This window comes from Delftia sp. ASV31 (assembly GCF_016428765.1).
GTDB classification, from domain to species: Bacteria; Pseudomonadota; Gammaproteobacteria; order Burkholderiales; family Burkholderiaceae_C; genus Comamonas; species Comamonas acidovorans.
On the sequence record NZ_JAELTK010000051.1, the window covers coordinates 1 to 13,087 of the forward strand.

Annotated in this window: 9 protein-coding genes; 8 read left to right on the forward strand and 1 reads right to left on the reverse strand. The window is 69.9% G+C overall.

Annotated features, from left to right (window positions below; genetic code table 11):
• The 8 genes from JHD82_RS18110 to JHD82_RS18145 all read left to right on the forward strand — a co-directional run.
• On the forward strand, positions 1-2,380 hold a 2,380-nt coding region (locus JHD82_RS18110), incomplete at its 5' end, for an efflux RND transporter permease subunit (RefSeq protein ID WP_199137916.1).
• Complete coding sequence (locus tag JHD82_RS18115) at positions 2,373-3,806, forward strand: efflux transporter outer membrane subunit (protein WP_096914380.1); 1,434 nt, start codon at positions 2,373-2,375, stop codon at positions 3,804-3,806. The genes JHD82_RS18110 and JHD82_RS18115, both read left to right, overlap by 8 nt.
• 151 nt (positions 3,807-3,957) lie before the next feature.
• Complete coding sequence (locus JHD82_RS18120; protein WP_269848149.1) at positions 3,958-5,112, forward strand: FAD-binding oxidoreductase; 1,155 nt, start codon at positions 3,958-3,960, stop codon at positions 5,110-5,112.
• A 61-nt stretch (positions 5,113-5,173) separates the two neighbouring features.
• The gene (locus tag JHD82_RS18125) at positions 5,174-6,259 is read left to right on the forward strand and encodes a hypothetical protein (protein ID WP_199137920.1); all 1,086 of its coding nucleotides are present in this window, start codon (positions 5,174-5,176) and stop codon (positions 6,257-6,259) included.
• Positions 6,260-6,312: 53 nt separating this feature from the next.
• The gene (locus JHD82_RS18130) at positions 6,313-6,996 is read left to right on the forward strand and encodes a helix-turn-helix domain-containing protein (protein ID WP_012202107.1); all 684 of its coding nucleotides are present in this window, start codon (positions 6,313-6,315) and stop codon (positions 6,994-6,996) included.
• Between the two features lie 233 nt (positions 6,997-7,229).
• Positions 7,230-8,294, forward strand: coding sequence for a homocysteine S-methyltransferase family protein (locus JHD82_RS18135; protein WP_043780244.1), 1,065 nt, complete (start codon positions 7,230-7,232; stop codon positions 8,292-8,294).
• Positions 8,295-8,316: 22 nt separating this feature from the next.
• Entirely contained in the window at positions 8,317-9,741 is a 1,425-nt protein-coding gene (locus JHD82_RS18140) for a Fe-S oxidoreductase (RefSeq protein ID WP_199137922.1), read from the forward strand.
• 319 nt (positions 9,742-10,060) lie between these two features.
• The gene (locus JHD82_RS18145; RefSeq protein WP_012202110.1) at positions 10,061-11,059 is read left to right on the forward strand and encodes a porin; all 999 of its coding nucleotides are present in this window, start codon (positions 10,061-10,063) and stop codon (positions 11,057-11,059) included.
• Here the strand turns inward: JHD82_RS18145 and JHD82_RS18150 are convergent, their stop codons facing one another.
• Entirely contained in the window at positions 11,060-12,712 is a 1,653-nt protein-coding gene (locus JHD82_RS18150) for a methyl-accepting chemotaxis protein (protein WP_199137924.1), read from the reverse strand.
• Between the last annotated feature and the right edge of the window lie 375 nt (positions 12,713-13,087).

The following is a 13,087-nucleotide window of genomic DNA, read 5'->3' on the forward strand; positions in this document are numbered from 1 at the left end:
GCTGGGCGCCAGCGACTACACGCTGCGCTCGTGGAGCGACAAGAAGAACATGGCGGCCGTGGGCATCTTCCTGTCGCCCGGCGCCAATGCGCTGGGCGTGGCCGAGCAGGTCTACGCGGCCATGGACAAGCTCTCGCAGGACCTGCCCGAGGGCGTGGCCTTCGAGACGGTCTGGGACCCCACGGTCTTCGTGCGCGACTCCATCAAGGCGGTGCAGAGCACGCTGATCGAGGCCGTCATCCTCGTGGTGCTGGTGGTCATCGTCTTCCTGCAGACCTGGCGCGCCTCCATCATTCCGCTGCTGGCCGTGCCCGTGTCCATCGTCGGCACCTTCGCGGGGCTGTACCTGCTGGGTTACTCCATCAACACGCTGACCCTGTTCGGCCTGGTGCTGGCCATCGGCATCGTGGTGGACGACGCCATCGTCGTGGTGGAGAACGTGGAGCGCTATATCGAGGAAGGGCACACGCCCCTGGAGGCGGCCCACCTGGCGATGAAGGAGGTCTCGGGCCCCATCATCGCCATCGCCCTGGTGCTGTGCGCGGTCTTCGTGCCCATGGCCTTTCTCAGCGGCGTGACGGGTCAGTTCTACAAGCAGTTCGCCGTGACGATTGCCATCTCCACGGTGATCTCGGCCATCAACTCGCTGACGCTGTCGCCCGCGCTGGCGGCCAAGCTGCTGCAGCCGCGCGGCGCGCCGCGCGATCCGCTGGCGCGCGGGCTGGACCGCAGCCTGGGCTGGCTCTTCCGGCCCTTCAACCGCTTCTTCGACCGCAGCGCCCACGGCTACCAGAACTCGGTGGGGCATTCGCTGCGCCGCCGGGGCCTGGTGTTCGCGGTCTATGCGGCGCTGCTGGCGGGCACGGCCGTGCTGTTCCAGGCCGTGCCGGGCGGCTTCATCCCGCTGCAGGACAAGCTGTACCTGTTCGGCGGCGCCAAGCTGCCCGAGGGGGCTTCGCTGAACCGCACGGATACGGTCACGCGCCAGATGGTCGATGCCGCCAAAAGCGTGGAAGGCGTGGACATGGTCGCCGCCTTCGCGGGCTTCAACGCGCTGCAGTCCACGACCACGCCCAACCTGACCAGCGCCTACATCATGCTCAAGCCCTTCGGCGAGCGCACGCGCAGCGCCGAGGCCATCAATGCCGAGCTGGGCGCCAAGTTCTCCCAGATCGAGGGCGGCTTCGCCTATGCGCTGATGCCCCCGCCCATCCAGGGCCTGGGCAACGGCTCGGGCTACTCGCTGTTCCTGCAGGACCGCGCGGGCCTGGGCTACGCGGCGCTGCAGCAGGCGCTGCAGGCCTTCCAGGCCGAGATCGCCAAAACGCCGGGCATGACCTACCCGGTCAGCAGCTACCAGTCCAACATCCCGCAGCTGGAAGTCAAGGTGGACCGCACCAAGGCCAAGGCCCAGGGCGTGGCGCTGACCGACCTGTTCCAGACGCTGCAGGCCTACCTGGGATCGGTCTACGTCAACGACTTCAACGCCTTCGGCCGTGTCTGGCGCGTGATGCTGCAGGCCGACGCGGACCACCGCCAGACCGTGGAGGACATCGCCAGTCTGCGCACGCGCAATGCGCGCGGCGAGATGGTGCCCATAGGCTCCATGGTCACCGTGGTGCCCAGCTTCGGCCCCGACCCGGTGCTGCGCTACAACGGCTTCCCGGCGGCCGATCTGATCGGCGACTCCGACCCGCGCGTGCTGTCCTCGGGCGAGGTGCTGGCCAAGCTCCAGGAGATCGCGCAGCGCACGCTGCCGCGCGGCATCGAGCTGGCCTGGACCGACCTGAGCTACCAGCAGGTGGAGCAGAGCAACGCCGCGGCCGTGGTCTTCGCCATTGCCGTGATGCTGGTCTTCCTGGTGCTGGCCGCGCTCTACGAAAGCTGGACGCTGCCGCTGGCCGTGATCCTCATCGTGCCCGTGTGCATCTGCGCGGCGCTGTTCGGCGTCTGGCTGGCCGGGGGGGACAACAACGTCTTCGTGCAGGTGGGCCTGGTTGTGCTGATGGGGCTGGCCTGCAAGAACGCCATCCTGATCGTGGAATTCGCACGCGAGCTGGAGCTGCGCGGCGTGGGCATCGTCGATGCCGCGCTGCAGGCCTGCCGCCTGCGGCTGCGGCCCATCGTCATGACCTCGATCGCCTTCATCGCGGGGGCCGTGCCTTTGCTCATCGGTGGCGGCGCGGGCAGCGAGGTGCGCGCGGCCACGGGCGTGACCGTGTTCTCGGGAATGCTGGGCGTGACCCTGTTCGGCCTGTTCCTCACGCCGGTGTTCTACGTCACGCTGCGCCGGCTTTCGGGCCGCGCGCTGACGGGGCATGCGCCTGCGCATTCCACCGGGCCTGCCCAGCCCGCCTCCCTGGAGTCCCCACATGCCTGAGATACGCAAGTCCCTGAGCCGCCACGCGCTGGCGCTGGCATCCGCCGCCCTGGTGGGCGGCTGCGCGGTCGGCCCCGACTTCAAGGCGCCTGCGGCGCCGCGGGCCGCAGCGCAGTTCGCGCGGGCCGAGCCTGCACCGGCCACCCCCCAGGCCGAGCCCGATGCCGCCTTCTGGCGCCAGTTCCAGGACCCGCAGCTGACGCAGCTGGTGGAGCGCGCGCTGGGCGACAACCAGGACCTGCAGGTGGCGCTGGCGCGGCTGGACGGTGCCCAGGCGCTGCTGCGCGAAAGCCGCTTCGACCAGCTGCCCACGGTCACGATGTCGGGCCGGGCCACGCAGCAAAAGCTCAGCGAGAGCGAGGCCTTCTATGGCCCGCGCAGCCAGCGCAGCTACACGGCCGGATTGGCCGCCAGCTGGGAGATCGACGTGTTCGGCCGCGTGCGGCGCAGCATCGAGGCGCGGCATGCCGACCTGCGCGCCGATGCGGCCGACCTGGCGGCCCTGCAGGTGGCCATTGCGGCCCAGGTGGCGGGCAGCTACGCCGACCTGCGCGGCTGGCAGCAGCGCCTGGCCTTGGCGCAGGCCAATGCGGCCAACCAGCAGGACACGCTGCGCCTGGTGCAGCTGCGCCTGGCGCACGGCAGCGGCACCGAGTTCGACCTGGCGCGCGCCCAGGCCCAGCTGGAGGCCACGCGCTCGCGCATTCCCGCGCTGCAGGCGCAGATCGCCATGGCGCAGCACCGGCTGGCCGTGCTCACGGGCCAGGTGCCCGAGGCGCTGATTGCCGCGCTGGATGCGCCTGCCGCCCTGCCGCAGCTGCCGCCGGCCATCGACCCCGGCACGCCGGCCGGCCTGCTGCGCCGGCGCCCGGACGTGGCCGTGGCCGAGGCGCGGCTGCATGCGGCCACGGCACGCATCGGCGTGGCCACGGCCGACCTGTTCCCGCGCCTGTCGCTGGGCGGCCTGCTGGGCAGCACGGCGCTGCATGGCGGCGCGCTGTTCGAGGGCGCCAGCGCCCGCAGCAGCGTGTTCCTGGGCGTGGACTGGTCCTTTCTCGACGTGGGCCGCGTGCGGGCGCGCATCGCGGCCAGCGAGGCCGGCGCCCAGGCCGCGCTGGCCCAGTACCAGCAGACCGTGCTGCTGGCGCTGGAGGACACGGAGAACGCCCTGGTGCGCCTGCAGCGCACGCGCAGCGAAGACGCCCACCTGGCGCAGGCCGCCGAGCAGCGCCAGCGTGCCGAGCAACTGGCGCAGCGCCGCTACCAGCTGGGCAGCGTGGGCCTGTACGAAGTGCTGGATGCGCAGCGCGACCTGTATGCGGCCCAGGACGCGGCCGCCGACAGCCGTGCGCGCGGCCTGCGCGCCGCCGTGGCGCTGTACCAGGCCCTGGCCGGTGGCTGGGACGGAAAGCTGCCGCCGGCCTGAGCGTGCGGCGCGCATTGCCACAAGGGACGGCCAGGCGCCGTCCCTTTTTTCTTGTCCGGCGCCCCCGGTGAAAACCACGAGGACCAGGGGCTTGCTTCATTTTTTTCTTATCGGATAATTTTCTCATTGGAAAAAAATGGAGCGATGGATGATGGAAAGCCAGGTTCTGGATTTCGCCGTGATCGGCGGCGGCATGGCCGGTGCCTCGGTGGCCTGGCGGCTGGCCGGTGCGGGCGCCTCGGTGGTGGTGCTGGAACGCGAGCCGCAGCCCGGATACCACGCCACGGGCCGCTCTGCCGCCATGTTCATGGAGAGCTACGGCACCGCGCAGATACGCGCGCTGACACGCGCCAGCCGTGGCTTCTACAGCGCGCCGCCCGAAGGTTTTTGCGAGCACGCGCTGCTGCAGCCGCGCAGCGTGCTCTACATAGGAACGGCCGGCCAGGAACCCCAGCTGGACGAGGCCCTGGCCATGTACCGCCGCGACGGCCTGCGCGCCGAGCGCATCGACGCGCGCCAGGCCTGCGCCCTGGTGCCCTGCCTGCAGGAGAGCCTGCTCGTGGGCGCCGTGCATGACCTGGACGCCATGGACATCGACGTGGCCGAACTGCACCAGGGCTTTCTGCGCGGCATGGCGCGTGCCGGTGCGCGGCTGCGCTGCGGCGCCGAATTGTCAGGCGCCGAGCGTGAGGTGGATGGTGATGGCCAGGGCCTGTGGACCCTGGTGCTGCAGGACGGGTCACAGGTCCGCGCCCGCGCCGTGGTCAATGCCGCAGGCGCCTGGGCCGATGCCGTGGCCCGGCTGTGCGGCGCGCGGCCGCTGGGCATCGAGCCCCGGCGCCGCTCGGCCTTCACGTTTGCCGCACCCGAGGGCGAGGACATCCACGGCTGGCCTGCCGTGATCGGCGTGGACGAGAGCTTCTACTTCAAGCCCGATGCGGGCCAGCTGCTGGGCTCGCCCGCCAATGCCGATCCCGTGCCGCCGCACGACGTGGTGGCCGAGGAACTGGACGTGGCCATGGGCATAGACCGCATCGAGACACTGACCCGCCTGCGCATACGCCGGCCGCGCCATGTCTGGGCCGGGCTGCGCAGCTTTGCGCCCGACGACGACTTCGTGATCGGCTGGGATGCGCAGCGCGAGGGCTTTTTCTGGCTGGCCGGGCAGGGCGGCTACGGCATACAGACGGCGGCCGGCGCCTCGGCCGCCGCGGCCGCGCTGCTGATGCGCGAGCCGCTGCCCGCCGAGCTGCTGGCCCAAGGCGTCGATGCCCTGCGGCTGAGTCCGGCGCGCTTCGCGGCCTGACCCGTCATCGCTTTTTCACCTTTTCAGCCCCCGCAACACACAACAATCCAAGGAGACAGGCATGGGTGCATTCAAGGAAGTGAGCAGGATTGCCGGCGCCTTCGTCGGCGTCATCGTCGGGGCGGGCTTCGCCTCGGGGCAGGAGATATTGCAGTTCTTCGCGGGCTTTGGCGCCATCGGCCTGGCGGGCTGCCTGGTGGCGGCCCTGGCCTTCGTCTTCCTGTCCATGGCGTTCTCCACCATGGGCCAGCGCCTGCAGGCCGGCTCGCACAAGGAGGTGGTGCAGGCCCTGCTGGGCCGGCATGTGGGCATGGTGTTCGATGTGCTGATCACCTTCTTCCTGTTTGCCATCACCGTGGTCATGCTGGCGGGCGCGGGCTCGCTGCTGCACCAGTGGCTGGGCCTGCCCGAGGTCTGGGGCAGCGTGCTGGCCACCGTCGCCACGGTGCTCATCGTCTGCCTGGACGTGGGCCGGGTGATCGCCTTCATCGGCGCCGTCACGCCGCTGCTGGTGTTCATGACCGTGGTGGTCGCCGGCTACGTGCTGCTGACCCCCCACGGCGACATGGCCGCGCTGGAAGCCGCCGCCGCCTCCCAGCCCCGGGGCGCCGGCCACTGGCTGGTGGCGGCGCTGCTCTATGTCTCCTACAACGTGGTGGCGGGCATGCCCTTCCTGGTGATCATGGACGGGCAGGCCAGCTCGCGCCGCGTGGCGCTGTGGGGCGGCGTGGCGGGCGGGCTGCTGCTGGGCCTGCTGATGCTGATGATCGCGGCCGCGATGTACTGGCGCATGGACACGCTGGGCGGCCTGTCCATGCCCATGCTGTCGCTGGCCACGCAGATCTCGCCCTGGCTGGGGCACCTGATGTCGCTGGTCATCTTCGGCATGATCCTCAACACGGCCGTGGGCATGCTCTATGCCTTCGTGGCCCGCATCCTGCCGGCCGGCACGCCGCGTTTTCGCTGGGGCACGGGCGTGGCGGGCGTGCTGGCCCTGGGCGGCAGCTTCGCGGGCTTCATCACGCTGGTGGGCATGGTCTACCCGGTCTATGGCTACATCGGCTTCGCCCTCATGGCCTGCGCGCTGGTGGGCTGGCTGCGCATGGGCCGCAGGCAGGCGCCCGGGGCCGGCCTGCGCGGCGCCTGACGGCCGGGCCTGACCCTAGAATCGGGCGGTCGCCAGCCCCGATCGCCCGCTTCATGCCCAGCCCCCGCACCAGATCCAGCCCCAGGTCCAGCCCCAGGTCCAGCACTCTCCCCACGCCGGACCAGGTCCTCGCCGCCGTGCTGCCGGGCGCCCGCACGGCCGCCGCCATGCCTGCGGGCAAGCACGAAGTGGGCGCCAAGCTGCGCAAGGCGCGCAAGGAGCGCGGCCTGACGCTGCAGCAGGTGGCCGAAAGCAGCGGGCTGGCCGTGTCCACCATCTCCAAGGCCGAGCGCGGCCAGATCGCGCTGAGTTACGAGAAGGTGCTCATGCTGGGCAACGCGCTGGACATCGACATGACACGGCTGTTCATGGTCGGGGACGCCCAGCAGGCGGCCGGCGACACGCCCACCGTGGTCAAGGACTGCTTCGAGGACGTGCAGCGCTACGAGACCGACCAGTACCTCTACAGCGTGCTGTGCGGCGCCTTCCCGGGCAAGAAGATGCAGCCCCTGGTGGCCGTGATCAATGCGCGCGAGGCCGGCGAATTCTCCGAAACCATCCGCCATGCGGGCCAGGAGTTCGTGATGGTGCTCTCGGGCCGGGTGCGCATCCTGTTCGAGAACGGCGAATCGGTGGAACTGGGCCGCCACGAGGCCGCATATTTCGACAGCGGCGTGGGCCATGTGTATGTGAGCCTGAGCCGCCAGCCGGCGCAAGTCGTCTCTGTCTGCACCTGAAATGGTTAGCACCCCCTGAGCGGCTGCGCCGCTTCCCCCTCTCTCGCTACGCGGGAGGGGGACGACACCCTCGGTGCGGGGCGGCGCGGCCGGCATAGGCCCTTCCTCGGTGTCTCTGGCGTGGGGGTGCGCTAGTTTCATAGGTCGCGCCTCTTGTTTGGGGCGCAGACAGTTTTTCTGGGGGAATCCTCGTGCCCGGCACGGCCGCCCCGGAGTTCCTACAATCGCTGCCCATGAGCCTGCCCCAGTACACCCGCGCCAAAGAGCTTCCCGCCATCCTTGCCAAGCGCCTCGTCATTCTTGACGGCGCCATGGGCACCATGATCCAGCGCTTCAAGCTGGGAGAGGCCCAGTACCGGGGCCAGGGCTACACGGGCCCCGGCAGCGTGGGCGACCGCTTCAAGGACTTCCCGCATGACGTCAAGGGCAACAACGAGCTGCTGTCGCTCACCCGCCCCGACGTGATCCGCGACATCCACGACAAGTACCTGGCCGCCGGCGCCGACCTGATCGAGACCAATACCTTCGGCGCGACCACGATTGCGCAGGACGACTACCACATGGCCGATCTGGCGCGCGAGATGAATCTCAAGAGCGCCCAGCTGGCCCGCGCGGCCTGCGACAAGTACAGCACGCCCGGCCATCCGCGCTACGTAGCCGGTGCCCTGGGCCCCACGCCCAAGACGGCCAGCATCAGCCCCGACGTGAACGATCCGGGCGCGCGCAACGTGAATTTCGAGCAGCTGCGCCAGGCCTACCTGGAGCAGACGCTGGCGCTGATCGAGGGCGGCGCCGACGTCATCCTGGTCGAGACCATCTTCGACACGCTCAACGCCAAGGCCGCGCTGTTCGCGGTGGACGAGGCCTTCGAGCAAAGCGGCGAATGCCTGCCCATCATGATCAGCGGCACGGTGACCGATGCCTCGGGCCGCATCCTGTCGGGCCAGACGGTGACGGCCTTCTGGCACAGCGTGCGCCATGCCAACCCGCTGTCCATCGGCCTGAACTGCGCGCTGGGCGCGGCGCTGATGCGCCCCTACGTCCAGGAACTGAACAAGGCCGCGCCCGAGACCTTCATCAGCTGCTACCCCAACGCCGGCCTGCCCAATCCCATGAGCGACACGGGCTTCGACGAAACGCCCGAAGTCACCAGCCGCCTGGTGCACGAATTCGCGTCCGAAGGCCTGGTCAACATCGTGGGCGGCTGCTGCGGCACCACGCCGGACCACATCGGTGCCATCGCCAAGGCCGTGGGCAGCACGCCCACGCGCCGCCTGTTCTACCCGGAATCGGCCTGATGGCCCGGGCGGAGCCTCTGACATGAGTTCGCCGCTGCCGCCCGTTCCGTCCCCAGCCGCAGGGCTGCCGCTGCCAGTGGCGGCGCCTGTGCCTGGCCCGGCCGCTGGCGCGCCGGTGGGGCCACAGGCTCCGTCCGCTGCGGTGGCGCCGGCTTCGCCCGCGTCATCCGCTTCCCCCGCGTCATCCGCCTCACCCGCCTCACCCGCCATTCCCGTCACGCCGCCATCGGCCACGGCCGTGCGCTGGTCGCCCGAGATGCTGCAAAGCCTGCGCCTGCAGGCCTTCGAGCAATTGGTGGCCCAGCTGGCGCGCCAGGTCCAGTCCAGCCCCGGCGCGCCCGCGCCGCAGTGGCCGGCCAGCGGCGTGTCCGAGGCGCTGGGCCGGCTGCTGGAGGCCTTGCTGGCCCAGGTAGGTGCCCAGCAGGGCCAGGCCCTGCAGCTGCTGGCAGCCCAGCCGGGTTCGGCGGCCTTGCTGCAGGCGCTGGCCGCCGGCACGACAGCTGGTGCAGCGGCAGGTACAGCGCCGGCCGGAGGGCAAGCGCAGCCATCCCAGAGTCCGCAGACGGGGACATCGGCCTCTGCCCAGGCCGGCGCTGCGCCGCAGGCGGCGTCTTCCTCGTCTGCACTGCAGGCCGCAGCCTCCCTGCAGCCCTCTGCTGCCGCAGTGACGCTGGCCGTGGCAGCCGCCAAGGCCAAGGTGGTGGATGCGCTGCTGGCCGGATCGGGGCTGGCGCCGCAGGCCGGTGCCAGCGCGCCTGGAGGTGTTGCAGGCGGCCCAACCCAGACCCTGCCCGCGCTGCAAAGCTGGTGGGTGCAGCAGGGCACGCTGCTGACGCCCCAGGGCGAGCGCGGCTTCACGCTGAGCCTGCAGGTGCCCCAGGCCTGGGCCCAGGCGCAGGGCGCGGCCATGGCGCTGGCGGCCGCATCGGCTTCCGCGCCGGGTGCGGCCCCTTTCACGGCGGCGGCGGCCCTGCCTGCGGGCGCTGCGCTGCCCTTGGCGGGTGCCCAGGCCACGGAGCCGGGCCTGCGCCTGCCGCTGGATGCCTCGCTGCAGTCCCTGGCCTCGGGGCCGGTGGCCGTGGTGGTGCAGCCGCGTGGCGCCGATGCGCTGCGCACCAGCGCCCTGCTGCTGCTGGAGCTGCAGCCGCTGCGCCAGCCGGGCGGCGCCATGGCGTCGCCGGCCGGCCTGGCCTCGGTGGCTTCGCTGTCGCCTGCGCTTGCGCAGGAGGTGCAGCAGATGCTGCAGCAGCGCAACGATCCCTGGCTGCACATGGCGGCGGCCCAGGCCTCGGGCGCCTTGCCGCGCGAGCGCCGCGCCTTCGAGCACCAGTCGCATTTCTGCACCACCGAAGGCTGCCAGTACGAGGGCCGCGCGCCCTGCGCCCAGCCTTTTTGCAGCGAGATGAACCGTCTCTGGGACGTGTCGCGCACCGAGCGCAGCCGCTGACGACCTGGCCCCGGCCCGGGGCCGCCACGCTACGAAACTGACCGGGCCTGACGGTGGCGTGGTCATCGCCGGCCCCAGCTTTCATAATGCCGGCTGTCGTTCGCCATCTGCGCGGATGACGTCTTTGGCCGGGATGTGCAATGAATGTGCAGCGATCATGCTGCGATCTGCATCCTGGCTGCCTCCAAGTCGCTGCAAGCCACCAGCCCGCCGCGCACCTTCCAGCCACCTCTGTCGTGGCAACCCCCGTCGCCGTTTGCGCATGCCCCCGGGCCGCGCCGGTGTTGTGCCATCTTTCATTTCCAGGAACCCGTTCAGGATGCGTTGTACCTCCCGCTTGACCCTTGCTTCTCTCGCCGTTGCGGCTGCCCTGCCGGTGGCTGCCCAGTCATCTGCCACAGGCTCCAACGTCACCATCAGCGGTTATCTCGACGCTGGCGTGTTCCGGGATTTCGACAAGACCAGCAAGCTGGGCACGATTCAGCGCAGCAACCTGGCGATTGCCGGTTTCGAGGACCTGGGCGGTGGCCTGAAGGCCACCTTCCGGCTGAGCACGCGTTTCGACCTGGACACGGGCCTGACCGAGGACTATCCGAAGAAGCCCTTCTGGCATGACGAGTCCACCGTGGGCCTGCAGGGCAGCTGGGGCCATCTGCGCCTGGGCCGCGCGCTCAGCGCCATGTGGAGCCAGGAGTGGCAGTTTGATCCCTGGGGCAACTTCAACCGCATCGCCTCGCCGGCCTGGCACATGGCCCACTACCTGACGCCGACCGACCGCGCCAGCAACAACGGCTCGCCCGAGTACGGCCGCATGTCCAACGGCGTGTTCTACGACTCGCCCAAGTTCGGCGGCTTTTCGCTGCACCTGAGCGCCTCGCCCGAGCGCACCGAGGCGCCGGGCCGCCAGGGCCGTGCGCGCTCGGTGTCGGTCAACTACGACCAGGGCGCGGTGGCGGCCATGCTGGCGCACGAGCGCAACGGCAGCGGCGACACCGACCTGTACATGGGCGGCAAGTACCGCATCGGCACGGCAGCGGTGATGCTGGCCTATGACCGCAGCAAGTCGGGCACGCCCGGCACGGGGCCCGACAAGTCGCGCATGGTCTCGCTGGGCGCCACCTACGGCATCGGGGCGACCACGCTCAAGGCCAGCTATGCACGCCAGCGCCTGGACCGCGATACCAACAACATGCTGTCGCTGGGCGCCGAGTACGCGCTGTCCAAGCGCACCATGCTCTACACCAGCCTGGGACACCAGCGCTACGAGAACCAGAGCTCGCGCACCGCTTTCGGCGTGGGCATGGCCCATTCCTTCTGATCAATGCGCTTCCCAGCGGCCTGACTGGGCAGCGCTGGTGATCCTGGCCAGGCCTGGAGCCGGCATGGGCTGAGGGGTGGCGGGCAGGGCGGTGAGTTCCAGGCCTTGCTCCAGCTTGAAGACGCTCACCGCCTGCTGCAGGCCATAGGCCTGCTCCTGCAGGGACTGGGCGGCGGCGGCGGCTTCCTCGACCAGGGCGGCGTTCTGCTGGGTGACTTGGTCCATCTGCGAGATGGCCTGGTTGATCTGCTCCAGGCCCGCCGTCTGCTCGACGCTGGCGGCCGTGATCTCTCCCATGATGTCGGTCACGTTGCGCACGCTGCTGACGATGTTCTGCATGGTCTGGCCGGCCTGCGCCACCAGGGCCGATCCGGTGCTGACCTTGCCGTTGGAGTCCTCGATGAGCAGCTTGATCTCCTTGGCCGCATCGGCGCAGCGCCGCGCCAGGGCGCGCACTTCGGCAGCAACCACGGCAAACCCACGGCCCTGCTCGCCCGCGCGGGCCGCTTCCACAGCCGCGTTGAGCGCGAGGATGTTGGTCTGAAAGGCGATGGCGTCGATCACGCCGATGATGTCGGCGATCTTGCGCGAGGAGGCATGGATGGCGCCCATGGTGTCCACCACCTGGGAGACCACCTCGCCGCCTTGCTGGGCGACGGCCGAGGCCGAGGCCGCCAGCTGGTTGGCCTGGCGCGCGTTGTCGGTGTTCTGACGCACCGTGACGGTGAGCTGCTCCATGGAGGCAGCGGTTTCTTCCAGCGAGCTGGCCTGGTGCTCGGTGCGCACCGATAGATCGTTGTTGCCCGAGGCGATCTGGCAGGAGGCCGTGGCGATCGAGTCCGTGCCATTGCGCACCTGCCGGACGATGTGGATGAGGCTCTGGTCCATGCGGTGCAGTGCGTGCAGCAGCTGGCCTGTTTCGTCGGTGGTGGTGGCCTGGATGCGGCGCGTCAGGTCGCCTTCGGCCACGGCCTGGGCCACGCCCAGGGCCTCGTTCAGCGGACGCGCCACGATGCGCGCCAGCGTGAGCGCCAGGGCCAGCCCCAGCAAAATGCTGGCTCCCAGCAGGCCGACCACCCAGATGCGTGCGCTGCGGTAGAGGGCATTGGCGTGGTCGTTGGCCAGCTGTCCGCCTTCGTGGTCGATCTGCACCATGCGGTCGATCTGGTCATACAGGCGTCGGCTCAGCTCCAGCGATTCGCCCTGGGCCAGCACCAGGGCTTCGTCCTTGCGGCCATTGCGCGCCAGGGCCATGACCATGGCGTGCTCCTTGGCGTACTCGTTGCGCAGCCGGCCCAGTTCGTCGTAGGCGGCCTTCTCCGGCGCGGAGCCGATGAAGCTGGCGTAGTTGTCGTAGCTGGTCTGGGTCTTCTTCCACAGCTCGCCCATGATCCTGTCGAAGGCACCGATGTCCTGCTCGCTGGTGGATATCAGGTACTGCAGCTCGTTGACGCGGTAGCGGGCCGTGGTGGCGCGGATGTCGAGCAACATGCGTGATGAAGGCATCCAGCGGGTGGCGATATCGATGGACGCCTGGTTGATCCGGCTGAGTTGCAGCACGGCATAGAGGCCCACGAAGGTGGTCAGCGCCAGGACGGCCACGAAGGCCAGCAGCAGCTTGGAGGAGATCTTGAGATTGCGAAAGGCTTGCATGGCGAAGTCCTGTAGGCGTGTCCCTTGAACGGCAAGGGGGAAAAAAGGCGTGCAGCAGGGCGCACCTTGCCTGCCGTGCAGAGCAAGGTGGAACGGGTATCAGCGAAAGAGAAAACGAGGGCCGCAGTGCCCGCTCAGGGGGGGAACCAGCCCGAGGTCCGGCAGATGCGGCCCTTGATGCGGGGCCTCATGGCGCAGGCCCTGTCCGTGCGCCTGCGCTGCGGCGGGCGCTTCGCGGGCATGCCGCAGCGGCGGGGAAGATGCAGGGGATTGCGAACCATCCGCCTGCACCGTTTGGCAAGCGGATACCCGCTGCAGCCAGGCGTTCGGCGGCGGCTGCCGCGCGCTGGGGGCGGGCATTGCGGGTAGTTGTCC

Bases quoted from the DNA above. Each gene is read 5' to 3' on its own strand.
- JHD82_RS18115 (WP_096914380.1), top strand. From the start codon at position 2,373: ATGCCTGAGATACGCAAGTCCCTGAGCCGCCACGCGCTGGCGCTGGCA.
- JHD82_RS18120 (WP_269848149.1), top strand. From the start codon at position 3,958: ATGGAAAGCCAGGTTCTGGATTTCGCCGTGATCGGCGGCGGCATGGCC.
- JHD82_RS18125 (WP_199137920.1), top strand. From the start codon at position 5,174: ATGGGTGCATTCAAGGAAGTGAGCAGGATTGCCGGCGCCTTCGTCGGC.
- JHD82_RS18130 (WP_012202107.1), top strand. From the start codon at position 6,313: ATGCCCAGCCCCCGCACCAGATCCAGCCCCAGGTCCAGCCCCAGGTCC.
- JHD82_RS18135 (WP_043780244.1), top strand. From the start codon at position 7,230: ATGAGCCTGCCCCAGTACACCCGCGCCAAAGAGCTTCCCGCCATCCTT.
- JHD82_RS18140 (WP_199137922.1), top strand. From the start codon at position 8,317: ATGAGTTCGCCGCTGCCGCCCGTTCCGTCCCCAGCCGCAGGGCTGCCG.
- JHD82_RS18145 (WP_012202110.1), top strand. From the start codon at position 10,061: ATGCGTTGTACCTCCCGCTTGACCCTTGCTTCTCTCGCCGTTGCGGCT.
- JHD82_RS18150 (WP_199137924.1), bottom strand. From the start codon at position 12,712: ATGCAAGCCTTTCGCAATCTCAAGATCTCCTCCAAGCTGCTGCTGGCC.